26 protein-coding genes and 2 pseudogenes are annotated in these 26,352 nt (G+C 69.8%); 10 read left to right on the forward strand and 18 right to left on the reverse strand.

Going from position 1 to position 26,352, the window contains the following annotated elements; genetic code table 11:
* The 3 genes and pseudogenes from A5673_RS29565 to A5673_RS14990 all read right to left on the reverse strand — a co-directional run.
* A pseudogene (locus A5673_RS29565) lies at positions 1-190 on the reverse strand (hypothetical protein); the annotation flags it as partial.
* Between the two features lie 117 nt (positions 191-307).
* Positions 308-1,549 carry an MFS transporter gene (locus A5673_RS14985; protein WP_068233579.1) on the reverse strand — a complete coding sequence of 414 codons (1,242 nt, stop codon included), beginning with the start codon at positions 1,547-1,549 and terminating at the stop codon, positions 308-310.
* A 118-nt stretch (positions 1,550-1,667) separates the two neighbouring features.
* On the reverse strand, positions 1,668-1,958 hold the full coding sequence (locus A5673_RS14990; protein ID WP_068233582.1) for a metal-sensitive transcriptional regulator: 291 nt from the start codon (positions 1,956-1,958) through the stop codon (positions 1,668-1,670).
* A gap of 77 nt (positions 1,959-2,035) precedes the next feature.
* Between A5673_RS14990 and ilvD the strand changes: the two genes are divergently transcribed.
* Positions 2,036-3,763 (forward strand): dihydroxy-acid dehydratase, encoded by a 1,728-nt coding sequence (gene ilvD / locus A5673_RS14995; protein WP_068233585.1) that lies wholly within the window; start codon positions 2,036-2,038, stop codon positions 3,761-3,763.
* Here the strand turns inward: ilvD and A5673_RS15000 are convergent.
* Positions 3,760-4,200, reverse strand: a complete 441-nt coding sequence (locus A5673_RS15000; RefSeq protein WP_068233587.1) for an SPW repeat protein — start codon at positions 4,198-4,200, stop codon at positions 3,760-3,762. The two genes, ilvD and A5673_RS15000, sit on opposite strands and share 4 nt — an antisense overlap.
* Positions 4,201-4,305: 105 nt before the next feature.
* Here A5673_RS15000 and A5673_RS15005 point away from each other — a divergent pair, with 105 nt between their 5' ends.
* Positions 4,306-5,289 carry a nitronate monooxygenase gene (locus A5673_RS15005; protein ID WP_068233589.1) on the forward strand — a complete coding sequence of 328 codons (984 nt, stop codon included), beginning with the start codon at positions 4,306-4,308 and terminating at the stop codon, positions 5,287-5,289.
* A 5-nt stretch (positions 5,290-5,294) separates the two neighbouring features.
* On the opposite strand, the gene A5673_RS15010 is transcribed toward A5673_RS15005, so the two are convergent.
* Complete coding sequence (locus tag A5673_RS15010) at positions 5,295-5,954, reverse strand: O-methyltransferase (RefSeq protein ID WP_068233596.1); 660 nt, start codon at positions 5,952-5,954, stop codon at positions 5,295-5,297.
* Between the two features lie 109 nt (positions 5,955-6,063).
* Between A5673_RS15010 and mymT the strand changes: the two genes are divergently transcribed.
* The gene (gene mymT / locus A5673_RS28450) at positions 6,064-6,210 is read left to right on the forward strand and encodes a metallothionein MymT (RefSeq protein WP_082958757.1); all 147 of its coding nucleotides are present in this window, start codon (positions 6,064-6,066) and stop codon (positions 6,208-6,210) included.
* A gap of 30 nt (positions 6,211-6,240) precedes the next feature.
* Here mymT and A5673_RS15015 read toward each other — a convergent pair whose 3' ends face one another.
* Genes A5673_RS15015 through A5673_RS15030 form a run of 4 tightly spaced genes read right to left on the reverse strand, consistent with a single transcriptional unit; the run spans position 6,241 to position 10,486 of the window.
* The gene (locus tag A5673_RS15015) at positions 6,241-8,358 is read right to left on the reverse strand and encodes a beta-glucosidase (protein ID WP_197518388.1); all 2,118 of its coding nucleotides are present in this window, start codon (positions 8,356-8,358) and stop codon (positions 6,241-6,243) included.
* Positions 8,355-8,855 (reverse strand): TIGR04338 family metallohydrolase, encoded by a 501-nt coding sequence (locus A5673_RS15020; RefSeq protein WP_068233599.1) that lies wholly within the window; start codon positions 8,853-8,855, stop codon positions 8,355-8,357. Before A5673_RS15020 ends, A5673_RS15015 begins: the two co-directional genes overlap by 4 nt.
* Positions 8,852-9,601, reverse strand: coding sequence for a DUF2786 domain-containing protein (locus A5673_RS15025; protein ID WP_068233602.1), 750 nt, complete (start codon positions 9,599-9,601; stop codon positions 8,852-8,854). The genes A5673_RS15020 and A5673_RS15025 overlap by 4 nt, the downstream gene beginning before the upstream one ends.
* A 45-nt stretch (positions 9,602-9,646) precedes the next feature.
* The gene (locus A5673_RS15030; protein WP_156748245.1) at positions 9,647-10,486 is read right to left on the reverse strand and encodes an alpha/beta hydrolase; all 840 of its coding nucleotides are present in this window, start codon (positions 10,484-10,486) and stop codon (positions 9,647-9,649) included.
* Between A5673_RS15030 and A5673_RS15035 the strand changes: the two are divergent.
* Positions 10,434-11,539: pseudogene (locus A5673_RS15035) on the forward strand (sigma-70 family RNA polymerase sigma factor). The gene A5673_RS15030 and the pseudogene A5673_RS15035 overlap by 53 nt on opposite strands.
* Before the next feature lie 2 nt (positions 11,540-11,541).
* The gene (locus A5673_RS15040) at positions 11,542-12,966 is read left to right on the forward strand and encodes an alpha/beta hydrolase domain-containing protein (RefSeq protein WP_068233609.1); all 1,425 of its coding nucleotides are present in this window, start codon (positions 11,542-11,544) and stop codon (positions 12,964-12,966) included.
* Here A5673_RS15040 and A5673_RS15045 read toward each other — a convergent pair.
* Positions 12,957-13,826 (reverse strand): SDR family oxidoreductase, encoded by an 870-nt coding sequence (locus A5673_RS15045; protein ID WP_068233709.1) that lies wholly within the window; start codon positions 13,824-13,826, stop codon positions 12,957-12,959. The two genes, A5673_RS15040 and A5673_RS15045, sit on opposite strands and share 10 nt — an antisense overlap.
* A gap of 106 nt (positions 13,827-13,932) precedes the next feature.
* Between A5673_RS15045 and A5673_RS15050 the strand changes: the two genes are divergently transcribed.
* The gene (locus A5673_RS15050; RefSeq protein ID WP_068233713.1) at positions 13,933-14,505 is read left to right on the forward strand and encodes a TetR/AcrR family transcriptional regulator; all 573 of its coding nucleotides are present in this window, start codon (positions 13,933-13,935) and stop codon (positions 14,503-14,505) included.
* On the opposite strand, the gene A5673_RS15055 is transcribed toward A5673_RS15050, so the two are convergent.
* Positions 14,506-15,645 carry a dihydrodipicolinate reductase gene (locus tag A5673_RS15055; RefSeq protein ID WP_082958754.1) on the reverse strand — a complete coding sequence of 380 codons (1,140 nt, stop codon included), beginning with the start codon at positions 15,643-15,645 and terminating at the stop codon, positions 14,506-14,508.
* A 105-nt stretch (positions 15,646-15,750) separates the two neighbouring features.
* Here A5673_RS15055 and A5673_RS15060 point away from each other — a divergent pair, with 105 nt between their 5' ends.
* From A5673_RS15060 to A5673_RS15075, 4 genes are all read left to right on the forward strand, one after another.
* The gene (locus A5673_RS15060) at positions 15,751-16,563 is read left to right on the forward strand and encodes a MarR family transcriptional regulator (protein WP_156748251.1); all 813 of its coding nucleotides are present in this window, start codon (positions 15,751-15,753) and stop codon (positions 16,561-16,563) included.
* A 10-nt stretch (positions 16,564-16,573) separates the two neighbouring features.
* Positions 16,574-17,299 carry a pirin-like bicupin family protein gene (locus tag A5673_RS15065; RefSeq protein ID WP_068233616.1) on the forward strand — a complete coding sequence of 242 codons (726 nt, stop codon included), beginning with the start codon at positions 16,574-16,576 and terminating at the stop codon, positions 17,297-17,299.
* Between the two features lie 36 nt (positions 17,300-17,335).
* Positions 17,336-18,730 carry a YhgE/Pip domain-containing protein gene (locus tag A5673_RS15070; RefSeq protein WP_068233619.1) on the forward strand — a complete coding sequence of 465 codons (1,395 nt, stop codon included), beginning with the start codon at positions 17,336-17,338 and terminating at the stop codon, positions 18,728-18,730.
* A gap of 79 nt (positions 18,731-18,809) precedes the next feature.
* A complete protein-coding gene (locus A5673_RS15075) occupies positions 18,810-19,919 on the forward strand; it encodes a phosphodiester glycosidase family protein (RefSeq protein ID WP_156748247.1) in 1,110 nt (369 codons plus the stop codon).
* Here the strand turns inward: A5673_RS15075 and A5673_RS15080 are convergent.
* The 7 genes from A5673_RS15080 to A5673_RS15110 are packed head-to-tail and all read right to left on the reverse strand — an operon-like array spanning position 19,912 to position 26,341.
* Positions 19,912-20,667: a YoaK family protein gene (locus A5673_RS15080; RefSeq protein ID WP_082958755.1), complete on the reverse strand. Its 756-nt coding sequence runs from the start codon at positions 20,665-20,667 to the stop codon at positions 19,912-19,914. The two genes, A5673_RS15075 and A5673_RS15080, sit on opposite strands and share 8 nt — an antisense overlap.
* 3 nt (positions 20,668-20,670) lie before the next feature.
* The gene (locus A5673_RS15085; RefSeq protein WP_068233627.1) at positions 20,671-21,378 is read right to left on the reverse strand and encodes a mammalian cell entry protein; all 708 of its coding nucleotides are present in this window, start codon (positions 21,376-21,378) and stop codon (positions 20,671-20,673) included.
* Positions 21,345-21,899 carry a mammalian cell entry protein gene (locus tag A5673_RS15090; RefSeq protein ID WP_068233634.1) on the reverse strand — a complete coding sequence of 185 codons (555 nt, stop codon included), beginning with the start codon at positions 21,897-21,899 and terminating at the stop codon, positions 21,345-21,347. The genes A5673_RS15085 and A5673_RS15090 overlap by 34 nt, the downstream gene beginning before the upstream one ends.
* Positions 21,896-22,882 carry an RDD family protein gene (locus tag A5673_RS15095; protein ID WP_068233642.1) on the reverse strand — a complete coding sequence of 329 codons (987 nt, stop codon included), beginning with the start codon at positions 22,880-22,882 and terminating at the stop codon, positions 21,896-21,898. Before A5673_RS15095 ends, A5673_RS15090 begins: the two co-directional genes overlap by 4 nt.
* Positions 22,879-23,688: an Mce protein gene (locus A5673_RS15100; protein ID WP_068233645.1), complete on the reverse strand. Its 810-nt coding sequence runs from the start codon at positions 23,686-23,688 to the stop codon at positions 22,879-22,881. The genes A5673_RS15095 and A5673_RS15100 overlap by 4 nt, the downstream gene beginning before the upstream one ends.
* Complete coding sequence (locus A5673_RS15105; RefSeq protein WP_068233647.1) at positions 23,658-25,208, reverse strand: MlaD family protein; 1,551 nt, start codon at positions 25,206-25,208, stop codon at positions 23,658-23,660. The genes A5673_RS15100 and A5673_RS15105 overlap by 31 nt, the downstream gene beginning before the upstream one ends.
* Complete coding sequence (locus A5673_RS15110; protein WP_068233649.1) at positions 25,202-26,341, reverse strand: virulence factor Mce family protein; 1,140 nt, start codon at positions 26,339-26,341, stop codon at positions 25,202-25,204. Before A5673_RS15110 ends, A5673_RS15105 begins: the two co-directional genes overlap by 7 nt.
* Between the last annotated feature and the right edge of the window lie 11 nt (positions 26,342-26,352).

A 26,352-nucleotide genomic window follows, 5' to 3' on the forward strand; every position in this document is an offset into this window, starting at 1 on the left:
CGCCCGCGCCGCCGCCGGCGCCGCCGCCGCTCGCGCCGCCGCCACCGCCGCCCTGGAATCCCTTCCCGGGCGCGCAACCCGCGGCGTCGGGTCCCGCCGCCGGGCAGAACCCCACGGCGCTCAACACCAGCACACCGAACATCGCCGCCACTCCGGCTGCCTTCAGCGCCGCGAAGAGGCCCTTCCACATATGCATCCCTCCAGTCGCATCTGGAAAATAGTGTGGCACAGCGGGCGGCCCAGCTACCTCTCCCGCGGCCGTCGTCCGGCCAACGCCGGCCGCTGTTGGCGGCGGTGACCTGCGCAGCTATGAATTGCGTGAGCTTGCCGGGGCAACGTCCAGCGTCTGCCGATTGGCGGCCATGGCGACCAGGGCGGCGGCCATCAGGCCCGCCGACGCGGTCAGCATCAGCGCGACGCTGCGCTCATAGATCAGGCCGCCCGCCAGCGAGCCGGCCATGATCCCCACCTGGAACGCCGTCACGTAGAGCCCCGACGCCCCGTCGGGGTCGTCGGCACCGTTGCGCATGGCGGCGGCCTGCAACATCGGCGACACCGCGGTGGCCATCGCGCCCCACAATACGATCGCGGCCGTCCCGATGAGGGCTGTTGCGGCGGCCGGTGCGCCGCCGAACGCGAGCGCGGTCAACACCACGAACGCCGCCGTCAACCCCGCCATGCACAGGATGACGGCGCCCCGGGGCCGGCGGTCCAGCGGACGCGCCACCAAACCCACGGCGATCACCCCGGCGGCGCCATACGCGGCCAGCACCCAGGCGAGATTCGGTCCGTGCACGCCGACCACGTCGCGGATGATGACCACGATGTAGGTGTACGACACGAAATGGCCCGTCACCCCGACCATGGTGATGAGGCTGACGACGATGAGCCGGGGATTGCGGTGGTGCCGCGCCCGCGGACCCACGCATTTGAGCTGGTCGTCGGTGAGCACCAGCTGCGGCAGCAAAAGCCAGGCCGCCACGGTGACGACGGCCGCGGCGACGGTGACGCACGCCGCCGCCAGCCGCCAGCCCCACATCAGGCTGAGGGCGGCCGTGAGCGGGCTGCCGATCACCAGCGCCAGGCTGGTGCCGACGTAGATCGACATCGTGGCGCGCCCGGCGTGGCTCGGCGGCACCAGCCGCGTCGCCAGCGGGGCGATGATCGACCACAGCAGGCCGTGGGTGATCGCGCACAGCACCCGCCCGACGGCCAGCACCGCGAAGTTGGGCGCCAGCGCCGAGATGAGCTGCGAGACCGTCAGGCAGACCAGGCTGAACACCAACGCGCGCCGGCGCGGCCAGTGCGCCGTCCAGCGCACCAGCGGGAACGTCGACAGCGCCGCCACCAGCGCGTACCAGGTCAGCAGCGTGCCGACCAGGACCACGCTGACGTGCAGGTTGCGCGCGATCGCCGACAGGGCGCCGACCGGCAGGATTTCGGCCGTGACGTAGGTGAACGCCGCCGCGGCGAGCACAGCCAGCTGAGCGGCGATCCGTGGCGTCCACGTTCGCGCTGCAGTGGTGGTGGCGGCAGTCATGGCGGTCATCGGTTAGGCACGCAATCGGCCGGGCAAGTCTGCTGGCGAAATCACGCTGCACCTACCGTACGCACCGCAACAATAGGTTCCCGCAAGTTAGCGGTTCAACACGCCTAGTAACCGGCGATCAGGAGCGCACCAGACGCGCGATGGCGGCAGAGGCCTCGGCCAGCTTGTCGTCGGCCTCGTCGCCACCCTCCGCCACGGCCCGTGTCACGCAGTGATTGAGATGCTCGTCGAGCAAATTCAGCGCCACCGAACGCAGGGCGCTGTTGACCGCGCTGATCTGAGTGAGGACGTCGATGCAGTATTTGTCGTCCTCGATCATGCGCGCGATGCCGCGCACCTGGCCCTCGATGCGCCGCAGCCGCTTGGCGTAGTTGTCCTTCTGCTGCGAATACCCGTGTGCGCTCGTCACGGTTCGAGTCTACCCCATACCCCGATGGGGTATGACCCGCCCGTTTGCGGGCGCGCCCCGCCCGGCATACTTGCACGATGAATTCCGGGCAGGCCACACCCACCGATTCGGCGCGGGTCGCCGACATCAAACCGCGTAGTCGTGACGTCACCGACGGCCTGGAGAAGGCCGCCGCCCGTGGCATGCTGCGCGCGGTAGGCATGGGCGACGAGGACTTCGCCAAGCCGCAGATCGGGGTGGCCTCATCCTGGAACGAAATCACGCCGTGCAACCTCTCGCTGGACCGGCTCGCCACGGCGGTCAAGGAGGGTGTGTTCTCGGCCGGCGGCTACCCGCTCGAGTTCGGCACGATCTCGGTTTCCGACGGCATCTCGATGGGCCACGAAGGGATGCATTTCTCCCTGGTGTCGCGCGAGGTGATCGCCGACAGCGTCGAGACCGTGATGCAGGCCGAGCGCCTCGACGGCTCGGTGCTGTTGGCCGGCTGCGACAAATCGCTGCCCGGCATGCTGATGGCCGCCGCACGGCTGGACCTGGCGGCCGTGTTCCTCTACGCCGGCTCCATCCTGCCGGGCGTGGCCAAGTTGTCCGACGGCAGCGAGCGCGAGGTGACGATCATCGACGCCTTCGAGGCGGTGGGGGCGTGCGCGCGCGGACTGATGCCCCGCGAGGACGTCGACGCCATCGAGCGCGCGATCTGCCCGGGCGAGGGCGCCTGCGGCGGCATGTACACCGCCAACACCATGGCCAGCGCCGCCGAGGCGCTCGGCATGTCGTTGCCGGGCAGCGCGGCCCCGCCCGCGACCGACCGCCGCCGCGACGGGTTCGCGCGCCGCAGCGGCGAGGCCGTCGTCGAGCTGCTGCGGCGCGGCATCACCGCCCGCGACATCCTCACCAAGGAGGCCTTCGAGAACGCGATCGCGGTGGTGATGGCGTTCGGCGGCTCGACCAACGCGGTGCTGCACCTGCTGGCCATCGCCCACGAGGCCGACGTCGCGCTCACCCTCGACGACTTCAGCCGGATCGGGTCGAAGGTGCCGCACCTGGCCGACGTCAAGCCGTTCGGCCGGCACGTCATGTCCCACGTCGACCACATCGGCGGCGTGCCGGTGGTCATGAAGGCACTGCTGGACGCGGGCCTGCTGAACGGCGACTGCCTGACGGTGACCGGTGCGACCGTCGCCGAAAACTTGGCCGCCATCGCCCCGCCGGACCCGGACGGCAAGGTGCTGCGGGCCCTGGACAACCCGATCCACCCGACCGGCGGGATCACCATCCTGCACGGATCACTCGCACCCGAGGGCGCGGTGGTCAAGACGGCCGGTTTCGACTCCGACGTGTTCGAAGGCACCGCAAGGGTTTTCGACGGCGAGCGGGCGGCCCTGGACGCCCTGGAGGACGGCACCATCACCAAGGGCGACGCGGTGGTGATCCGCTACGAGGGGCCGAAGGGCGGCCCCGGGATGCGCGAAATGCTCGCCATCACAGGCGCGATCAAGGGCGCCGGCCTCGGCAAAGACGTTCTGCTGCTTACCGATGGCCGGTTCTCCGGCGGCACGACCGGCCTGTGCGTGGGCCATGTCGCGCCGGAGGCCGTCGACGGCGGACCGATCGCCCTGCTGCGCGACGGCGACCGGATCCGCCTCGACGTGGCGGCCCGGACCCTCGACGTGCTGACCGACCCCGCCGAATTCGAGTCGCGGCGAGGGGATTTCACGCCTCCCCCGCCCCGCTACAAGACCGGCGTGTTGGCCAAGTACGTCAAGCTGGTCAGCTCGGCCGCGATTGGCGCCGTCTGCGGCTAAGCCCGCGGGGCGGTGGCCCGGATGCGTACGCCGAAGTAGGTGGCGTTGAGGCCCACGATGGTCAGCAACGCACCCGCGACGACGTTCGACCAGAGCATGCCGGCCGTCAGCGCGACGCCGGGCAGGATCCACGGCGACACGATCACCCAGACGCCCAGCACCGGCAACGTCCAGGTCATGCCGTGCGCGCGGTCCAGCGTCGTGGCAAACCCGTACGCCAGGAACGCCACTGCGATCCCGACGATCAGGTCCGACGTGGCAAGCGATGCCGTCGCGCTGAACCCGACGATCCAGGGCGAGGCGGCCACGTACAGGCCCGTCAGCAGGGCCAGGCCGAAGGTGACATGCGCGCTCGTCGACTCGGCGACGCGCTCGTAATTCGCCCGCAGGGCCAACAAATCGGGGTGGTGATCTATTGATGAATGGACCGTACTCATTTTGTGACCTTTCTGTTATGCAGCAAGCCTTTTGAGCTTGGCTGCACCCATCCATCTGTGATCCAGGTTACGCCCAATTCGACAACCCGCGTAGCGTCGTAGGACATGGACATCGCCGACCGATTGCGGCTCGACGTTCCGGTGGGACAGGCCGGAATGGGCGGCGGGCTGGCGACCGCTCCGCTGGCGGCCGCGGTCGCCAACGCGGGCGGGCTGGGAACCCTGGGCATCACCACCGCACGCCGGCTGCGGGCGTCGATCGACCAGGTGCGGGAACGGGCGCCGGGGCGCGCCGTCGCGGTAAACCTGTTGATGCCCTTCGTTCATCGCCACCACGTGGCGGTCTGCGTCGACGCCCGCGTGGACGCCGTCGTGTTGGCGTTCGGCGAGAAGCGGGGGCTCGTCGAGCACCTGCGCGACGCTGGAGTCTTCGTGTTCGTGATGGTCGGCACCGAGGCCCAGGCGCGCGCTGCGGTCGCCTGGGGCGCCGACGGTTTGATCGCGCAGGGGCGGGAGGCCGGCGGGCACCTGGTGGGAACCGTGCCGGCCCTGGACTTCCTGCCCCGCGCGCTGAGGGTGGCCGGCGACCGGCCCGTCCTGCTGGCCGGTGGCATCGCCACCGCCGCCGACACCCGCGCCGCCCTGGACGCCGGGGCCGGCGGCGTGATCGCCGGCACGCGATTCCTGTTGACCCACGAGGCCAACGCGAGCCGCGAGTACCAGCGGCGAATCCTGCGGGCGGACAGGACGATCGAGACCAACCTCTTCGGCCTGAGCTGGCCGCTGCGCCACCGCGTCATCCCCAACGCGGCGACGCGCCGCTGGTGCGGCGGCGACGGGAAGGCCAAGGCCCTGCCCGCCGCCCTCAACGCGGTCAGCCGCCCGCTGTCGGTGCTGGGCTATTTCGACGCGGGCGCGCTGATGCGCCTGCAGTCACCGGCCCGTCCGTTCTTCACCCCGTTGGCGCCGGTCGCCGGGGTGCCCGATGCGTGGTTGGACGGCGCCGCGCTGTATGCCGGCGAAACCGCTTTGCGGATCGGCGAAATCACGTCCGCCGATCAGGCCGTCAAGGACCTCACCCCGCGCTGACGCCCTCAGCGCACCACCGCGAGCGCGAAACCGTCCCACTGCTTGGCCCCGACGGTCTGGATCACGGCCGTGTCCAACCGCGGATGCTCGCCCATCAACTGCAACGTCTGGCGCGTCGCCCGCACCCTGGCATCGCCGGACCGGGTGTCGAGGATCCGGCCCTCACGAATGACGTTGTCCACCAGGATGACTGAGCCGGGACGAGCCAGCCGGACCGCCCACTCGAGATAGGCCGCGTTGTTTTCCTTGTCGGCGTCGATGAAGACCAAATCGAAGGGGTCACCGCCCAGCGTCGGCAAGGTGTCCAGCGCCGCGCCGACGATCACCTCGACGCGGTCGCCCACCCCGGCGCGCTGCAGGTTGGACCGCGCGACCTCGGCGTGTTTGGGCTCGTATTCCAGCGTCACTACGCGACCGTCGGGTCCCGCTCCGCGCGCCAGCCAGATGGTGCTGAAGCCCCCCAGCGTGCCGATCTCGAGGATGCGGCGCGCCCCGATCGCGCCGGCCAGCAGCGACAGGAACTTGCCCTGCTGCGCCGAGACCGCGATCTGTGGCAGCCCGGCCGCGTCGCTGGCCTGCAGCGCCGCGGTCAGGGCCGGGTCGTCGCCCACCACCGTGCCGTCCAAGAATGCGTCGACGTCCTGCGGGGTTGGGTCTGCCGTCATGGCGCCCACGCTACCCGGGCGCCACGCTCGGACCCACCTATTTACGTGATACCCCCATGGGGTATATAGTGGACCCGCGAGTCCGCGACGCGAAGGAAGGGTGATGGAAATGGCAACCTATGAGGCGGGGACCCTGCTGAGCTGTGGCCACGAGGGCTGCGGATGCCGGGTTCGCATCGAGGTCCCCTGCCACTGCTCGGGCGCGGGCGAGCCGTACCGCTGCACCTGCGGCGACGAGCTGACGCCGGTCGAGTAGCGGCCCCGGGCCGGTCGTGCGTCGGCGGCATCACCGCCCGAACGCACGGCCGGCCAGCTCCACCCCGGCCGTGAGCTGGAGCGCGACAGCCGACGCGCCCACCGCCACGGTGTACCCGCCCGGCGCGATGCGCCAGGCCCCCACGCCGCCGTCATAGCGGGCGAGCAGCCGCGCGTCGGCCTCGACGCTCACCCGGCTGGTCGCGCCCGGCTCGAGCTCCACCCGTTCGAATCCCAGCAGCCGCAGGCATCGCCCGCCGGGGCCGGCGGTCAGGTACAGCTGCGGGACGTCGGCCCCGGCGCGGTCGCCCACGTTGGCGACGCTGAAGCTCGCCGACACGGTCTCGCCGCCGCTCACCACCAGGTCGCGATACTCAAACCTGGTGTAGGACAAGCCATGACCGAACGCGAACATCGGCGCCAGGCCGCGCTGGGCGAACCAGCGGTAGCCGACATCGGCCCCTTCGAAGTAGTCGATGGTGGTCGGCGTCCCCCACGAGACGCCGGGATCGAGCAGCTCCGGGCGCGGCGTCTGGCCGAGGTCGACCGGGAAGGTGATCGGCAGCCGGCCCGACGGATTCACCAGGCCCACAAGGACTTCCGCGATCGCGCGGCCACCGTCCTGGCCCGGGTACCACGCCTGCACGATGGCGTTCACCGAATCGCGCCAGGGCATGCTCACCGGGTTGCCGGTCTCGAGCACCACGACCGCGTTCGGATTCGCGGCCGACACCGCGGCGATCACCGCGTCCTGCCCCCACGGCAGCGACAGGTCGGCGCCGTCGAATCCCTCGCCTTCGGCGCGGACGGCGAACACGATCGCGACGTCGGCCCGCCGCGCCGCCATCGCCGCCTCCGCCGGGCTGAGGCCGGGATCGAACTCGATCTGCGCCCGGGGAAGTCGCTTGCGCAGCTCGCTCAGCGGGCTCGACGGCAGCAGATACAGGTTGCGCATCCCGGCCTCCAGGCCCGTACCGCCGATCGGGACCACCGCGGCGTACCCGCCCGGCGGGACCACCGTGGCCGAGCCGTAGCCGGCCGCGACACCCAGGTGCGCGTGGCCGCCGATGACGGCGATGCGTGCGCTCGACTCCGGCGCCAGCGGCAGAACCCCGCCGTTGGCCAGCAGCACGATCCCCGCGCGGGCGACCCGCAGCGCAATCTCGTTGTGCGCGTCCATGTCCGGGGCGGGTGCGGCTTCGCAACGATCGACTCCGACCGCGAACATCGACCGCAGGATGCGCCTGACCATGTCCGACAGGCGCTCGGTGGGCAGCCTGCCCTCGGCGTACGCGGCGCGCAGCGGATCCCCGAACGCCTCCGACTGCCACAGCAGCGCGTCGATCTGCGCGCCGCACTCCTGATCGAGGCCCGCCAGCGCGCATTCCCAGTTCGGCGTTCCGCCCCAGTCGGACATGACCCAACCGCAGTATCCCCAGGCGCCTTTGAGCACCCGGTTGATCAGGACGTCGTTGGCGGCGGCGTACTCGCCGTTGATCTTGTTGTAGGCGGCCATCACGGCACCGGGTTGCGAGCGCTCGATGGCCATCTCGAAGGCCAGCAGGTCGGATTCGCGGTGCGCGTCGGGGTCGATGACCGCGTCCAGGAAGTGCCGGTTGGTCTCGTTGCAGTTCAAACAGTAGTGCTTGACCGTCGAGATGACGCCCTCGCCCTGGATCCCGTTGACCGATTCGGCGGCCATCGTCGCGGTCAAAAGCGGGTCCTCGGAAACGTATTCGAAGTTGCGGCCGTTGCGGGGATCGCGGGCGAGGTTCATCGACCCGGCGAGCTGCACGTTGAATCCGCGGCTGCGCGCCTCCCGGCCGATCAGGCCGCCGGCGGCGCGCGCCAGCGCGGGATCGAAACTGGCGGCCAGCGCCAGCCCGGCGGGCAAGGCGGTGGCCGTGTCACCCGGGCGATAGCCGGGGTTGGTGACGCCGAGCCCGGCGTCGGTCATCGTCAGCGCCGGGACGCCGAGCCGCGGTATACCGGGCACATACCCCGCGCTCATCGGGACCCCCGGCGGGATGCGGTCGTCGGGCAGCGGCCACAGTTCCCCGGCGCCCATGACCCCGACCAACAGCGAGAACCGCTCGTCGTCGGTCATCTGGGCCTCGACCTCGCGGGCCCGGGCGTCGGGATCGCTCACCGCACACCCTCTTTGGCGTACACGACGCGCAGCACGTGCCCGAGTTCCGGCCCCATCACCAGCTCCGCCAATTCGCAGATAGTCGCGACGAACTCCGGGCCGTGCGGCGGCTCGGCCCGGCACAGATGATGCGCCACCTCGTGCAGCACCACCAGCTCGCGCAGCGCCCAGTCGGCGGTGTCGCGGTCGGGAACCGCGATAGTGCCCGCGCCGTCCCGGTTTTCGTAGTGCGCCGCGGTGGCGGCGCGCCGCGGCCGCACCCGCAGCGGCGCGGCGTCCGGCCAGCGTCGCCGCACCGACGGCAGCGCGAGCACGTCGTCGACGTAGCGCTGGACGGAGGCCACCGACCCGAAGCGCCCCTCCGGCGGCAGCGTCAACCGGGTGCCGAAGAACTCGACGGCGGGCGAGCCATGCTCGGCGGCGCGGTCGAACAACGTGCGGACGAAGTCCTCGGCCGCATAAACCTTGGCGCGCTGCGAATCGCGGGCCGCTGTCACCGGCGCAGCGCGCTCCGCGCCCCGGGCAACTCGGCGCTGTTCTGCAGCCGCGCCCGCCGGCCGGCCCGGTCCCCCGCGCGGCGCGCCGCCGACGAATACCCCGCCGTCGCACGGCTGACCTGGTAGGTGCCGCGCGCCTTCGACGCGCCTCGGTAGAAGTCGCGCAGCTCGAGTTCCTTGTCCCGCAGGGCGATAGCGGTGCCGGGCGGGCGGCGGCGGTCCTTGGTGGCCTCGCGGGTGGCCTCCTCGCGGGCCTCGGCCAGGCGCTGGCCCACCCGGGCCCCGAACGCGAGCTGAAAGTTGAGGCGCGCGGTGATCGTCGGCGTGGGCCGGTGCGCGCCGGAGGACAGGTACGCGTCCGACGCCCGCACCATCTGGACCACCAGGCTGGCGTAGAGGGCGTGCGTCGCGTCGATGTCCTCGGCGAACCCGTACGCGTAGACGAACGTCGAGTTGGACGCCACGTCGCAGCGCACGTCGTTGGCGGCCGCGATCACCACGAAAAGCTGCACGTACGTCCGCAGGCCCCGGGTGCCGGCCGCGCCGATGGTGATGGTCCGCTGCGTCGGGGCCTGCACCGGCGAGCGCTTTGCCGCGTGCGACCGCGCCACCGCCAGGTCGATGGACGCCGCCGTCGCCAACCGCTGCGCGGCGCTCAGGAAGGCGTCCGCCTCGTGCGAGTTGTCGGTGCCCTCGGCCTGACGCAACAGCGCGGCGATGCGAGCCAGCATTTTGTCGTCCGTCATGTGCGCCAAACTAACGCAACCGGACGACAGTCCGCCGACGGCCGCTCAGAGCCGGGCGGTGATCCACGAGACGACGTCGCCGAGCACCTGGTCGCGCTCCGGCTCGTTGAAGACCTCGTGGTACAGCCCCGGGTACACCTTCAGCTCGACGTCGCGGGATCCCACGCATTCGACCAGCCGGCGACTCCCGTCGACGGGGATGAGCCGGTCGTCGGAGCCGTGCACCACCAGCAGCGGCGCGGTCAACGCCGGCGCCCGCTGCGGCATGGTCTCGCCGACCAGCAGCAGCGCGCGGCCCACGCCGGCCGGGACCTTCCCGTGATACACCAGGGGATCGGCGTTGTAGGCCGCCACCACCGCCGGGTCCCGGGAGATGGCGTCGACGTCGAGCTCCTGCACCGGAAGGCCGGGCACGACGACACCGAGCACCTTGGCGGCGAGCACCATCACCGGTGACACCAGATCCTGGGCCGCCACCGCCGGCGCCGACAGCACCATCATGTCGTAGTTGTCCGGGCGCTCGACCCCATAGGCGAACACGATCCCGCCGCCCATGCTGTGCCCGAGCACGACGCATTTGAGGCCGTGCTGTTCACGGGTGGCGATGCGGACCAGGGTGTCGAAATCCGTCGTGTACTCGGAGATGTCCCGCACCAGCATCCGCTTGCCGCCGGAGCGGCCGTGCCCGCGGTGGTCGAGCGCGTAGGTGACCAGCCCCGCGCCGCCGAAGCACTGCGCGACGTGGTCGTAGCGGCGGGCGTATTCGCCGAGGCCGTGCGACAGCACGACCACCGCCCGCGGCGCGGTGTCGGGCGTCCAGACGTCATAGACAATGCGCACGCCGCCGACGCCGTCGAAGGTCCGTTCCGTGCGCGTAGTCATCACGGGCAGCCTAGTGGCTCGACGGGTGGGCTTTGACAAAGACTCTGTCGGAGACACTGCGTAGGCTCATACGGCGTGAGGCTGCTTACGGAGAACGTCGAAACCGGCGGGGACTTCTCGACCGATGCCGAGCCGTACCGTCGCGAGTTGCTCGCACACTGCTATCGGATGACCGGGTCGCTGCACGACGCCGAGGATCTGGTGCAGGAGGCGCTGCTGCGGGCCTGGAAGGCTTACGACCGTTTCGAGGGCAGGTCCTCGATGCGGACGTGGCTGCACCGCATCGCCACCAACACCTGCCTGACGGCGCTGGAGGGCCGGGAGCGGCGCCCCTTGCCGACCGGCTTGGGAGCGCCCAGCTCCGACCCGACGGCGGAGCTGGTGGAGCGTCGCGAGGTGCCCTGGCTGGAGCCACTGCCGGAGCTCACGGACGACCCGGCGGACCCGTCGGTGATCGTCGGGTCACGGGAGTCGGTGCGGTTGGCGTTTGTCGCCGCGCTGCAACACCTTTCGCCCCGGCAGCGGGCGGTGCTGCTGCTGCGCGACGTGCTGCAGTGGAAGGCGGCCGAAGTGGCCGCGGCGATCGGCACCACCACCACCGCCGTCAACAGCCTGCTGCAGCGGGCCCGCGCCCAGCTGGAGACCGTGCAACCCAGCGCGGGCGACCGCTTGACGCCGCCGGATTCGGCCGAGGCGCAGGACCTGCTGGACCGCTACATCGCCGCGTTCGAGGCTTACGACATCGACCGGCTGGTCGAGCTGTTCACCGCCGACGCGATCTGGGAGATGCCGCCGTACGTCGGCTGGTACCGGGGCGCCCGGGACATCGTCACGCTCATTCACCAGCAGTGCCCCGCCGAGCACCCCGGGGACATGCGCCTGCTTCCCCTGATCGCCAACGGCCAGCCCGGCGCGGCCATGTACATGCGCGCGGGCGACGTGCACGTGCCGTTCCAGCTGCACGTGCTCGACGTGTGGGACGCTCGGGTGTCGCACGTGGTGGCGTTCCTCGACGGCGCCCTGTTCGCAAAGTTCGGGCTGCCCGATTCCCTGTGACGATGTCGAAGCCCCCGCTCGTCACGCCCGCGCCCGGCAAACCGCTGCTGTTGCTGGGCGCCTTCGACCTGGCCGCAGTCGGCTACGTCGCCGAGGAGTTCTTCGTGTCCGGCACGGCCTCGTGCTACGCGCCGACGGCCGGGTTGGGCGCCGACGGCCAGTGGAGCGTCACGACCAGCGGTACCGCCGAATACACGACGCGGATCGTGGCGCTGACCCCGGCGCGGCGCTCCGATTTCAATGGCACCGTGCTCGTCGAATGGCTCAACGTCAGCGGCGGCATCGACGCCCCGGCCGTGTGGATGATGGCCCACCGCGAGATCCTTCGCGCGGGCTACGCCTACGTTGCGGTCTCGGCCCAGCGGGTGGGGGTGGAGGGCGGCGGCACCAGCATGCTCGGCTTCGACATGTCCCTGAAGAGCCAGGACCCGGGGCGGTACGCGGCCCTGCGCCACCCGGGCGACGAGTTCTCCTACGACATCTTTTCCCAGGTGGGCGAGCTGGTTCGCGACGGCGTGCTGGGCGACCTGAGCGTGCGGCATGTGATCGCGGTGGGCGAATCGCAGTCCGCGATGTTCTTGACCACCTACGTCAACGCCGTCGCTCCGCTCGCCCGCAGCTACGACGGCTTTTTGGTGCATTCCCGGTTCGCGTCGGCGGCGCCGCTGGACGGCGCTTCCATCTTCGACGAATCGCCGGCCGGCTCGCCGGACGCGGTCGCGTTCCGCACCGACCTGCGCGCCCCGCTGGTCACGATCATCACCGAGACCGACCTGCTCGGTGGCCCCCGGCACGGCTATCACCTCGCGCGGCAACCCGACGACCAATGGCTGCGGGTCTGGGAGATCGCCGGAGCCGCGCACGCGGACAACTACACGATCCAGGTGGCGCCGATCGACGACGGCTCGGCGCCGCTGGACGCCGTCGTGGCGGCCTACGCGCCGACTCGCACGCTGATGGGCCGGCAGCTGGACCACTACATCAACTTCGCGCCGCAGCACCACTACGTGGTGCAGGCGGCGATCGCCGCCCTGCACAGCTGGGTCCGAACCGGGGAGCCGGCGCCGGCGGGCCCGCCGATCGAGGTCCGTGACGGCGATCCGCCGCGGGCCGTTCTGGATCCCAACGGCCTCGCCCGGGGCGGTATCCGGACCCCGTGGGTGGACGTGCCGATCGCCCGCACGTCCGGCCTGCCCAGCTCGAGCGACGGCGAGGAGGACCTCATGGCCGCGATCTTCGGCTCCGGCGAGCCGTTCGACGCCGCGACGCTGCACCGGCTCTATCCGGGCGGCGTCGAGCAGTACCTCGACGGCTTCACGGCGGCGCTGGACAGGGCGATCGGATCGGGATTCATCCTGCCGGCCGATCGCGCGGAGATCCTCGAACTCGCCGCCGCGACGTATCCGGGCGACGGCGCTCACGCGTAGTGCGGCCGAAGGTTGAGCCGCAGCATCCGGTCGAGCAGCCGGTCTGAGGCCAGCCGGGCCACCCGCACCAGCACGGCGGCGTCACGCCCGATGGTGTAACGGGTCCGGGGCCGAGATGCCGTGGCCGCCTTGGCGATTACCCTCGCGGCGCGCTCGGCGGTCACACCCCCCTCGGTGAACGATCGGGCCTGCGCCTTGACGGCCGCGGCCAGATCCCCGTAACGGTCCACATGGTCGGCGGTCATGCCGGCGCTGAGCCGGTCGGCGGTGGCGATTCCGCGCTCCGCGATCTGCGTCTTCACCCCGCCGGGTTGGATGACGACCACCTTGACCCCGAACGGCGCGACCTCGCGGCGCAGGGCGTCGCTGACGGCCTCGAGCGCGAACTTCGAACCCGCATACGCGCCATACGTCGACAGCGCCACCCGGCCGCCGACGGAGCTGATGTTGACGACGGTGCCGGAGCTTTGCAGCAGGGCCGGGAGCAACGCCTGGGTCACGGCGATGTGGCCGAACAGATTGACGTCGAACTGCCGGCGCCATTCGTCCAGCGGCAGGATTTCCACCGGCGCGTTGACGGCGATGCCGGCGTTGTTGATCAGCGCGCGCAGCGGCCGGCGCTGCGGATCGCGGGCGACGCGGTCGGCGATGGCCGCCACGTCGGAGGCCACGGTGATGTCGAGGATGTGGGGCTCGATCCCGTCGGCCCGCAACGCGTCCGCGTCGACCTCACGACGCACCCCGGCCAGCACCCGGAAGCCGCGGCGCGCGAGTTCCCGCGCGGTGGCAGCCCCCATGCCGGTCGAGGCGCCGGTGACGACGACGAGCTCGCGCCGTTCGGGGTCGTTCGAAGCAGTCATAACCATCTCCATCGTGAGGTCGGGACATTGAGTTGACACTGTCAACCGAACCTAGCACGCTTGTTGACGGTGTCAACTGAACCGGTCGGCGCTTATGCTGCTGCGGATGGCAACACGCTCAGAGACCGCCGCGGCGACCCGCCAGTCGCTGCTCGACGCCGCGGCGGTGTTGCTGGACGGCGGCGGGCCCGAGGCGGTCACGTTGCGCGAAGTGGGCGCGCGCACCGGTGTTTCGCGCTCGGCGCCCTACCGCCACTTCGCCGACAAGGAAAGCCTGCTCACCGTCCTCGCCACCAACGCGTGGAGCGACGTGGGTGACGCGCTCGAACTCCTGGCCGCGGCCGATGGCCCGCCCGACCAATCGTTGCGGACGGCTCTGCTCTCGTTCGTGGCCGTCGGCCGGAGCCGGCCCCATCTGTACCGCCTGATGTTCACCACGCCGGCCGGCGATCCCACCGCTGTTGCCCGGGCGGCCGAGCGCGCCCAGGACCTGTTCCTGGAACTGGTGAGTCGCATCGTCGGTCGTGAGCGGGCGCGCCGCTACGGGGCGCTACTGCTGACCAGTGCCCACGGCATCACGGGCCTGGAGCTGAGCGGCCACCTGGTCTGGGACAAGTGGCACACCGACGCGGAGCAACTCATCGACACGCTCATCGCGCTGCTGCCGGTCGCGCAGTGACTAATGGGGTAACAGCCGGCTGTCGGGTGCTGGTCCCGCCACCGAGCGGACCAGCCCGGCCCCGGTGATCAGCGGCAGCTCCAGCGCCGACAGCAGCCCGGGCGGGGCCGCACACACCGCGGGGATGGCGTTGACCATCCGCGACGCGCCGGCGATGCGGGCTCCGAGGTCGTGGTCGTGGTCCTCGGCCATCTCGAATTCGCAACGCATGCTCGGGGATCCCTCGATCTCGACGCGGTACAGGCCGCGCCCCGACGCCGCGCCGTAGCCGAGATCCTTTGGGGGGATGCAGATGTGGGGCTGGGGCCAGTCCGGCGCGATGTCGTCGCGCATCCGCGTCACGTGATCGAGGACGAAAGTCGGCTTCCCGCCGACGTATCCGGTCAGCGTGGAGCGCATGGCCGCGATCGTTCCCGCCTCGATGCGGCCGGTGGGCGTCTCGAAGGACTCGGCGGCGGGGATGCGGTCGTTGCTCTCCTCGATGCTGTCGATCTTGACGCCCAGCCCGGCGGCGAGCTGGTGTAGCACCGGCCCCCAGCCGAACGTGAATATTCCCGGCTGCGCCGCGAAGGCCGGGTATTCCGGCGGCTGTCCGAACCCGAGGATCTCGTAGACCGCGGCGCGGTCCGGGTACGTGGCGTAGTTGAACATCTCGGTCACCCGCACCGACTCGATTACGCGGGACACCCCCGAAAGCACCAGCGGCAGCACGTCATTGGCGAAGCCGGAGTCGATGCCGGTGGTGAAGAACGACGCCCCGCCGTCCAGCGCGGCATGCCGCAGGGGATCGGTGAACGCCCCGTCGAGGGCGTCGGGGAACACCAGCGGCACCACCGAGCACGACACCACATTCTTTCCGGACCGCAGGATCGACGCCATGTCCTCGACGGCGTCGAGCGGACGCAGGTTGGCACCGGCCGCATACACCACCGCGTCGGCGCCGCCGGCCAGCATCGGCGCCGGGTCCTGGGTTGCGACCACGCCCACCGGCGCGATCCCGCACAGCTCTCCGGCGTCGCGACCCGCTTTGGCGTCGCTGTGCACGACGAGGTCGACCAGCTCCAGCTCCGGATGGTCGATCACACCACGCAGGGCTATCACGCCCATGGAACCCGGCCCCCAAACCCCTACCTTCAGCACCGCATTTCTCCTAATATTAGGACCACTATCGTTGCATTTTGGATGGATCGTAAGGAGCCGCGTGTGGGTGGGTCAACCACCAAGTCGCCGCCCACCGCCCGCGTGATGGATGTGCTTGGGACGCTGGCGGATTCACCGGGCGGACGCACCTCGGCGGAGTTGGCGAGGGCCTGCCGGATCAGCACCTCGACCTGCGCCCTGGTGCTGGCCGAACTGGAGCGGCGCGCCTGGATAGCGCGCCGTGACGACCGCCGCTACGTGCTGGGCAGCGGCTTGTTCGGCCTCGTGCACGGGCTGCGCGCGCAGTTCCCCCTGCTGGACCGCGGGCGCGACGCGCTGCGCTTCCTGCATGACACGCTCGGCGCCGGCTGCTCGATGTCGCGGATCGGCGACCGCCACCTGACCACCGTCGACGCGCTCGGCCACGGGACCGACGGCGAGCACGCCGTCGGTCAGCGCTTCCCCATCGACCCGCCGTTCGGCCTGGTCGCCATGGCTTGGCGCGACGACGAATTCGTCGAGAGCTGGCTGCACCGCGTCAGGCCACGGCTGACGCGCGCCGAAATCGCCCAGCATCGGCGGGTGCTCGCCGACATCCGGGCCCGCGGCTACGGCGCATGGCGGTTCGACGACATCCACTCCTCGCTGCACCACCGCCTGGCCGACGTGCTGGCGTCGCTGGAGCCGACCGCGCGGGTGACCCGCCAGCTCACCACCCTGATGACCATGGTGACGCTGCGATCGGTCACCGATGGACTCGAAACCGAGCTGGCCTCAACGGAATTCGTCGTCCTCCCCATCTTCGGCACGGGCGGCCAGCCCGAGTACCAAATCGAGATCCACCTCGGCAACTCGGCCGGACTGACCCTGGCGGCGCTCGACGCAGCGCTCCAGCAGGCGCAGGCCATGTTGGCCTAGTCTGGAGCCCATGCCCGCAACCGTCGAGATCCGGCGTGCGGCCGATCGGGCCGTCACCGCGACGTCCTGGCTGAACTCCCGGCATTCCTTCTCGTTCGGCGACCACTACGACCCCGACAACACCCACCACGGCCTGCTTCTGGTCAACAACGACGACATCGTCTCGCCCGGAACGGGATTCGATACTCATCCGCACCGCGACATGGAGATCGTAACCTGGGTGCTGCGAGGCGAGCTGACACACCAAGACTCCGCCGGTAACCGCGGGGTCATCTATCCCGGTCTGGCCCAACGCATGTCGGCGGGCAGCGGCATCCTGCACTCGGAGAAGAACGACTCCCGCACGGAACCAGTCCATTTCGTGCAGATGTGGGTGGTCCCCGACGAGACGGCCATCACACCGAGCTATCAGCAGCACGAGATCGGCGACGAGGAGCTGTCGCGCGGTCTTGTGACCATCGCCTCAGGCATCCCCGGCGCCCAGGCGGCCATCACGCTGCACAACCGCAACGCCGCGCTGCACGCCGCCCGGCTACAGCCCGGCGCGTCGGTGAACCTGCCGCGGGCTCCCTACGTGCACGTATTCGTCGCGCGGGGGAGGGTCGACGCGGCCGAAATCGGTGACCTCGCCGAGGGCGACGCCGCCCGGTGCACCGGCGCCGCCGGCGCGCGCGTGACGGCGGTCGAGCCGTCGGAGCTGTTGATCTGGGAGATGCATGCAAAGTTGGGCGCCTGACACCACATAGAGTGGGCACGACAGACAGGAGCCCGCATGTCTCAATCGCAGCCGCGGCACGCGGCGCCCAACCCCAACCGGAATATCAAGGCAGTTCGGACCGTGCGGTTCTGGGCACTGCCCATCGTCGTCACGCTGGCGCTGATGTCGGCGCTGTGCGCGCTGTACCTCGGCGGCATCCTGAACCCGATGACCAACCTGCGGCATTTCCCGATCGCCGTGGTGAACGAGGACGCCGGACCGTTCGGCGCGCAGATCGTCGACCGCTTGGTCGCCGGGGTGGACAAGAAACAGTTCGACATCCGGGTGGTGTCCCACGACGAGGCGCAGCGGCTGCTGGACAGGGCCCAGGTGTACGGCGAAGCGGTGATACCGCCGACCTTCTCGTCCAACCTGCAAGATTTCGGGGCAAGCGCGGTCATGCCCACCCATGCGGTCCGGCCCTCGATCACCATCGCCACGAACCCGCGCGCGGGCACATTGGGTTCGAGCATCGCCGGCCAGAGCCTGACCCGGGCAATGGGCGTCGTCGAAGGCGAAGTGGGAGTTCGACTTACGCAGGAGGTGGCGGCACGAACCGGCGGCGCGCCGTTGACCGGGGCGTCGGCGGCGGGGCTCGCGAGTCCGATCGACATCAAGTCGACCGTCTACAACCCGCTCCCGAATGGCACCGGCAACGGGCTCTCGGCGTTTTACTACGCGTTGCTGCTGCTGCTCGCGGGGTTCACCGGCAGCGTCGTGGTCAGCACGCTGGTGGACGCGCTGCTCGGCTATGTGCCCGCGGAATGGGGCCCGGTCTACCGATTCGCCGAGCAGGTCAGGATCTCGAGATTCCAGACGCTGCTGCTCAAATGGGCCATCATGGTGGTGCTGGCGCTGTTGACCTCGGCGGTGTACCTGGCCATCGCCCACGGGCTCGGCATGCCCATCCCGCTCGGCTGGCAGTTGTGGGCCTTCGGGGTGTTCGCGATCATCGCGGTGGGCATCACGTCGAGCTCCATCTTGTCGGTGCTGGGCTCGATGGGCCTGCTGGTGAGCATGCTGATCTTCGTCATCCTCGGGCTGCCCTCCGCGGGTGCCACCGTCCCGCTGGAGGCCACGCCACGGTTCTTCCGCTGGCTGGCCGAATTCGAGCCTATGCACCAGGTCTTCCTGGGCGTGCGCTCACTGGTCTACCTCGACGGCCGTGCCGACGCCGGTCTGTCCCAGGCCCTGTGGTTGACCACGATCGGCCTGGTGATCGGCTTGTTGCTGGGTGGCATCATCACCAAGCTCTACGACCGCCAGGGCTTCCACCGCATCCAGGGGGCGGTGGAGCTGGCGATCGCCGCGCAACACCAGGCGGAGCACCAGGCGCGCGTGAGCAAGCTGGAGAACGCCGCCGCAAGCCAGGCCGGCGCCGAAAGCGAAAGTCCAAGCGAACAAACGTAATTGGAGCGCCGCTCAAGCGTCACGCGTTTGTTATCCAAGTTGACAGTGTGACTGGTGTGACTGATGCTATTGATGTTGCATAGCCATCAGTGCCGAAAGGTCCACCGTGCTGACGCCCCTTGCCAGCCTGCGCCGGCTGGCGGCTTGCTGCACTGCGGCGGCAGCCTGCGCCGTGCTGGCGTGCACGACCGGACAGCCCGTCGCGCGCGCGGCCGACGGGCGCGACCTGCTGGCCAACGCCATCGAGACCACCCGGGGCTCCTACCTCGTCTACAACTTCGGCCCCGGCCACCCGACGCCGCTGCTCAACGCCGGCGGCAGCTGGTATGAGATGAACAACGGCGGCCACCTGATGGTCATCAAGAACGCATCGGGGCGCCTCGCGCCGCACCTGCTGGTGGACACCCACCAGGGCGACCAGGCGCGCTGCGAGAACAATCCCGGCGCCCGCACCGGCGAGGGACTGTGGCAGGCATCTGAGGTCTACGCGCCGCTGCAGGCGTGGCAGCGGCTGGGGCAGCCGACGATCGCGATCAACGCCAACTTCTTCGACATCCGGCCGCAAAAGGCCGGCTCCTGGCGCCAGACCGGCTGCAGTTCCCCGCTGGGCGCCTTCGTCGACAACACCCACGGCCAGGGCCGGGCGAACCAGGCCGTCACCGGCACCGTCGCGTACCCGGGCAAGCAGGGCCTGTCCGGCGGCGGCGAGAGCTGGAGCGCCCTGTCGACCATGATCCTGCCGGCGGGCGGCGCGCCATATGTGTTGCGCCCCAAGGGCCCACAGGACTACGACGTCGCCACCCCGGTGGTCGCGGACCTGCTGAACCGCAACGAGCGGTTCGTCGCGGTATCGGGAATAGGCCTGTTGTCACCGGGCAAGACCGGGCAGCTCCACGACGGCGGTCCGAGCGCGGCGCGAACGGCCCTCGCCTACGTCAAGCAACGGGACGAAATGTATGTCTTCGAGGGCGGCAGCTATACCCCGGACAACATCCAGGACCTGTTCCGCGGCCTGGGCAGCGACACCGCGGTGCTGCTCGACGGCGGCGGGTCGTCGGCCATCGTGTTGCGGCGCGACACCGGCGGCATGTGGGCCGGCGCCGGGTCACCGCGCGGATCGTGTGACACCCGCCAGGTGCTCTGCGACTCCCACGAACGGGCGCTGCCGAGCTGGCTGGCCTTCAACTAGACCTCGATGGCGGCGACCCGTCCCCCAGCTCCGCGGGGGTACCCCCAGCGCCCGGCTCGCCGCCCTCGCGATCGCCGCCGGCCGGGCCGAAGCGGAAGATCAGCAGGCTTGCCGCGACGACCGCCGCCGTGACCGCGAACACCGGCGCGACGACGAATCGCGACATCGTCGCACCGACCAGGGCGCCGGCGCACATCGTGAAAACGACGCTGAAGCGCAGCTTTTCGCGGGCGCCCGTCCCACCGGCCAGGTGGCTGTCCAGGCCGAGGCTGACGATCGTCGACGTCAGCACCGTGGTGGACAGCTCCTGGATCCCGAACTGGCGCGCGCTCGAGTGCTGCAGGCCGAACGTCACCGCGAGCAGGCCGATCATGATCAGCTTGGAGTTGTCGTGGTAGTGCAGCACGCCGCTCCCCGCCAGGACCGACAACGTCACCAACAACGCGATTTCGGTTGCCAGCACGGTGATTATCCACGGTCGCACCCGCGCGTCGAAATGCCGGGCCAACCGGCCGCTGACGATCGTGGTGCACACGAACGTCGGCAGCGCCACCACCACCGCCGTCAGGTCGATGGTGGTTCGGGGCGCCAGCCAGAAGCCGAGGAAGATCACGTTGCCGGTCATGTTCGCCACGAAGACGTGGCCCAGAACCAGGATGCTGATCGCGTCGGCCAGGCCGGTGGCAAAGGTCAACAACAGCAGCGCCGCGACGGTCGAGCGTTCCGAGACCGGCGACGCAACGGGCACGGGCTAGACCTGCGGGGTCAGGTCCAGCGAGGTGATCGTCGTCATCCTCGTCACCAGCCAGTGGCCGTGGGTCCGCTTCATGAACAGCCGGTAGGACAGGTACTTCAGCGACGGGATGTTCTTGGTCAGCGGGCTGGTGGAGGTGGTGTTGGTGTACACGATGACGACGGCGTTGGGGTCGTCCAGCGATTCGACCGCCGCGCCGACGACTTGGGTGCTGTTGGTCACCTTGGCCTGCTTGTTGGGGCCCACGATCGTGTCGACGAACTTGCGGTACTGGGCGCCGAAATCACCGCTGAGGTAGGCCGCCGCGCGGTCGGCGAGGCCCTCCATGTTATCCGGGGTGTAGGTCCACAGCGTCGTGATCGCGTTGGCCGCGGTGCGCGCCACCCTCAGCTTCGTCGCGGCGGTGGCGCGATCGGCAAGGTACGGCTGCACCGCCGCGCCCGCGAACGCCGCGGAGCCGACGAACAGCACGGCGGCCAGCGCGATCGCGATGGCGAGCCGCTTGCCGGCCAGGATCTTGCGCCGGGGCCGCTTAGCGTTGGCGGGGTCCGCGGTCTCAGCGGTCTCCTCGCCCTCGTCGGGTGCCGTCTCGACGGATTCTGTTGTGGTGTCGGCGCTTTCGTCGACGTCGCCCGAGGCATCCTCGGTGGTCGATTCTTCCGCGTCGGCGGTCAGATCACCTGCAGCAGGTTGCTGATCTTCCACTGCTTCCCTTCCTGCGTGACGGTTGCCGTCCAACGATTGGTGTTCTCGAACACCTGCTTTTCATCGGGGGACTTGGAGGTCACGTCGGTCGCCACCATCACGGTGGCGCTGCCGTCGTCGTTCCACCGTTCCAGGCCCGCGCCCAGGACGGTGCCGGTCGCCGGTTCGGCGCGGGCGACCTGGAGCAGGATCTCGTTGGCCTTGTCGTGGTATTGCTTGGCGAATTCCCCTGTGGCCTGGGCCAGTACCCGCGTCACATAGTCGTTGGCGTGGTAGGGGTCGATGGAGGTGAACTGGGTCATGAACCCCGACACGTAGCTGAGCACCTGGCGCTCCTTCGACGCCGAGCGCACGCGGGACTCGTGGGAGATCAGCATCAGGGTGCACAGTGTGATCGCCGCCACCGTCAGCAGCGCGGCGACCGCGCCGGCCACCGGCAATCCCAACGGCGGCCGCGGCGGCACCGGCTGCTCGACGAGCAGCGACCGTTCGCCGGGCTCAAACTTGCGGCGCGGACTCATTTTCCGTTCCCCGGGGGCTTCGGCTTGGTCAGCACGGCGAGGTCGTCGACGCGCCAACGGTCGTCGCCACCTTTGGCGAACTCAACGCGAACGGATGCGCTGATGTACCGCTCGTCGGGCGCGCTTCCGCGCCGGCCCTGCAGGAACAGCAACATCGTCGCCCGATCCGCCGTCGCGGACTGGACCGACCAGTCGATCGGCCAGTACTCGTTGATGACCGGAGTGCCCTTCCGAACCACGTCCTGCTGTGCCTGCAGCTGCTTGCGATACTTGTCGGTCGCCAGCGACCGGGCACGAGCGAAGTCGTCGTTCAACGATTTTGGGTCGTAGGTGAGCATCTGCGCGACCATCTTCGGCCCCTGCGCCTGGATCTGGGCTTTGGCTTGGTCGCTGGCCCGGTCGGGGGAGTACGCCACCAGATAGCTGACCGTGGCGCCGGACAGGCACACCGCCGCCGCGGTCAGCACCGCGACCGCGGTCCACCGCCGCAGGTTGGGCGCCGCCTCGTCGGGTTCGACGCGCCGCACCTCGGTGCCCAGCAGCATGTCGGCGAACGTGCGCCGCCGCGAATCCCACAGCGGCCAAAGCCAGCCCACCACCGACGCGGTATCGAGCAGGTGGGCCAGGTCCCGCAGCAGCAGCGCCCACGGGCCGACGGCCGCGCCGTCGCGGCGCACCACCGCGATTCCGAACAGCCCGCGCCCCAGGCTCCAGCCGGTCAGGCTTGGCAGCAGCAACCGGTTGGCCAACATCAGCAGGATGGCCAGGCCGCCGACCGAGACACACACCCACCACCAAGCAGGGTTCCCGGCCACGGTCCACGCGACCAACGCCATCGTCGTTGCCACGGCGACGCACGGCAGGACGTCGACGGCGAACGCGGCCGCTCGAATGCGCCAGGGGGCCAAGGCATCCCGCGGTGACTCCGGTACGGCCGCCGTGGTTTGGGTCCGAGCCGCAATCTCCTCGACCACCACCGTCACTTCGTCACCTGGTCGAGCTTGGAAATCCGGTACTGCCCCTCGGCGTATGCCATCTTCACCCGCAGGCGGTAGCCGGTTTCCTTTTGCGACTGGTCGCTTGACACCTTGACGCGCATCGCGACGAGCACGTCGACCGTGCCGTCGTCGTTGTTACGCTCCACCGCCGCGCGCGCATCGGACACCTGAACGTGGACGTTGGCGGCCTGGTAGGCCTGAACGATCATGTTGGTGTACAGCAGCGCCTGGGAGCGGAACGCGTCCGTGCCGCACTCGATGATCTTCCGTTCGCTCTGGACCATCGCATTGGTGTCGGGGGCCTGAGTCGCCGACACACAATCCACCGCCGCCTTGAGCGCCGCGGCGTCCTTGCGCGCAATGACCTGGCTGTCGTGGTGGTAGCGGAGGGCAAAGTAGGCGCCCGTCCCGAGGCCGGCGGCCAGCAGCACGAGCGCGGCGGCAATGCCGGAGAGCCACCACCGACCCATGCGCGACGGGCGGCGCTCGGCACCCGTGGTTTCGGCGTCGCCCTCGTCAGCGGCCTCGTCCTCGGGCTCCGGCGTCTCCCGGGCCGCAACCTCCTCGGACGTCGGGGCCTGCGCGGTCGTCTCCTCGGACACGAGCGTCTGCTCGATTCCGTCCTCGGATTCGTGCGAATCCCCGGCCGTCACCTCGAGGGTGGTCTCCTCAGCAGCAGCCGCCGGCTCCTGGTGAATCTTCGGACTGGATCTCTGGGAGGGCCTGCGCAGTCGACGAAACCTCGGCATGGGTGGGGGGTTCAGCCGGCCGGCGCCAGCATCTCCTTCCATCCGTCGTCTCCTGTTTTGGTCGAGTTCTCGACGGAGTATTTCACCCCATCGGGCCCCACCAGTTCACCGCTCTGCGGACTGTAGACGGCGGCAGGGGGCCCGCTCGGAGTGTAGACACACGGGTTGGGCTGCTGGCCGTTGCACTGCACCGTGCCGCTCCCCGGCCGCGACAACGGGTCGCTGGTCGGCGGCGGCGTGCCCGGGACCCGGTCCGACGGGGCCGGGTTGAGGCCGTTGTTGACGGACGGTGCCGGAATCACCATGCCGGGCCGCACCGACTGATCGCAGCGCGCCGCGGGGGCGGGGCACGTCAGGATCTGGTTCGGGTCCCCGTACCAGGGGTTCGTGCCCGCCGGAACGTACGGGTTGGGGTCACGGCACTCCCGCGGCGTGGCCGCCCGCTTGCCGGGCACGTCCGTGCACGGGATGTTGCGCGATCCGCGCACGCTGTTGGCGGGGGTCTCCATCGGGATCTTGCAGTAGGTGCCCGACGGCAACGGCGCCAGGTTGGTGTCCGCCGGGGACCGCCACTCCGCCGCCGGGATAAAGCCGGTCAGGCAGGGCGGCGGCTGGTTGATCGACAACGCCAGGTCGAGCGCGGCCTGGTTCGGGAACGGCGCGGCCACCGTCTGCGCGATCGACGCACCCTGGGGCAGGAAGACCAGCACCTGCTCCACACCGGTGTGGTAGCGCTTGAGCAGGTCGAACACGACCTCGAGGTTCGCCAGCGTCTGCGGCAGCGAGTCGCGGACGTCGTTGAACACCTCGTTGACCTGATCGGCGGTCGGCGCCGCCTGCCGCAGCACGCTGCGCACGTGGGTGTCCTCCCGAGCGGCCTGGGCCGACAGGTTGTTCAGGTTGCGGGCCCAGCGCTCGATCGCGGCGTTGGAATTGACCTGGCTGTCCAGGATCGGCCCGGAGTTCTGGATGATGTCGTTGACGTCGCTGATCTGGGTTTTGAAGTCACCGACGATCGCCTGGGTGGAGTCGACCAGCCGCTGCAGGGCGGGGCCCAGCCCGCCGACCGACTGCGCCGTCTCGTCGAGCAGCTGGCCGATCTTCTCCTTGGGCAACACGGCCAGCCCCCGGTTTGCGGTGTCCAGCGCGGGGCCGATCTCGGCCGGCACGGTGCCCTTGGTGATGGTTTGTCCGGACGAGAGGTACTTGCCCGGGTTCCCGCTCGAAACCAGGTCCAGATACTGCTCGCCGACCGCCGACACCGAGTGCACGTTGGCGACGGCGTCGGTCGGGATCTTGTAGCGGCTGTCGATGCTCATCGTCGCCCGCGCACCCGTCTCGGTGGGCTCGACGTCGGTCACCTTGCCGATGGTGATGCCGCGGTAGGTCACGTTCGCCGTCGGGTACAGGCCGCCGGACGCCGGCAGGTCGGCCTTGAGCTCGTAGCGGCCGATTCCCACCAGGCTCGGGATCTGCAGGTAATACACGCCGAGCACCAGGATCGAGATCACGGTCAGGATCCCGAACGCGATCAGCTGGCGCCGGATGAAGGGAGTCAGCAATTCCGGTCCGCCCTTTCCACCAAGGGTCCGCCCGGCGCGTCGTTCGGGTTCGGCGTGTAGCGGACGTCGGGAATCATCGACTCCGGGTCGCGCCCGTACGACTGCTCGAGCGCCCGCAGCGCCCCCGACAACCCGGTGCCGGTGAGGAACGCGTTGTCGATCGAGCTGTAGGTGACGTCCAGGGTGATCGAAACGTTCTGGTAGTCGCCGCGCATGAGCTTCGGAATGGTGTCGATGTCGTACGGCTGCGTCAGGATCAGCTTCAGCGCCCCGATCAGATACGGCGACGCCCGGCCGAGCTCCTTGAGCGGGCACTGCAGCGACTGCAGGTCCTGGTGCAGCGGCCCGCGCGCCTCCGACAGGTACTGATCGGCGGCCTGGCTGAGCCGTCCCACCGAGTCGACGGCGTTGATCAGCAGCTGCTTGGTGTCGGCGAAATGCTTGATCAGCGGCGGGACGTCGGTCAGCACCCGATCCAGCACATCGGCCCGGCCACCGACGTAGGTCAGCAGCCGGTTGGTCGAGTCGATGGCGTGGGTGATGTCATCGCGCTGCTGGTTCAGCTGGTCGGTGAAGGTATCCAGCTTGCCGAGGAAGGCCCGGATCTGGTTGCCCCGCCCGTTGAAGATGTTGAAGACCTCGTTCTGCAGCACCTCCAGGTTGGGGATGCCACCGCCGCGCAGGATCAGCGACAGGCTGGCCAGGGTCTGCTCGGTGGTGGGAAACGCCGACGAGTTCTTCAGCGCGATGGTGTCGCCATCCTTGAGCTGCCCCACCGGGTTGGGCGGCGCGGCCAGCTCCACGTGCTGCGAACCCAGCAGCGAGGTCTGGCCGATCTTGGCCGTGGCGTTCCTCGGCAGCTTGACGTTCTTGTCGATCCCCAGCGTCAGCGTCGCCACCCAGTTCTTCAACTGAATGTTCTTGATGGAGCCCACAAACACGTCGGCGACCATCACCTTGCTGTTGCCGTTGATCGCCAGCGTGTCCGGCATCTGGACGTAGATGGTCATCGCGCCCGAGCCGCTGCCCGGGCCGCCGGGGATCGCCACGTTGGAGATCCCCTTCCACCCGCACGAGCTCAGCACCAGCGCGGCCACCCCCAACACCAGCCCCTGCCAGGCGCGGCGGCGCATCCGACGAGCAA

Source organism: Mycobacterium sp. E3198 (assembly GCF_001667015.1).
In the GTDB taxonomy this organism is placed as follows: Bacteria; Actinomycetota; Actinomycetes; order Mycobacteriales; family Mycobacteriaceae; genus Mycobacterium.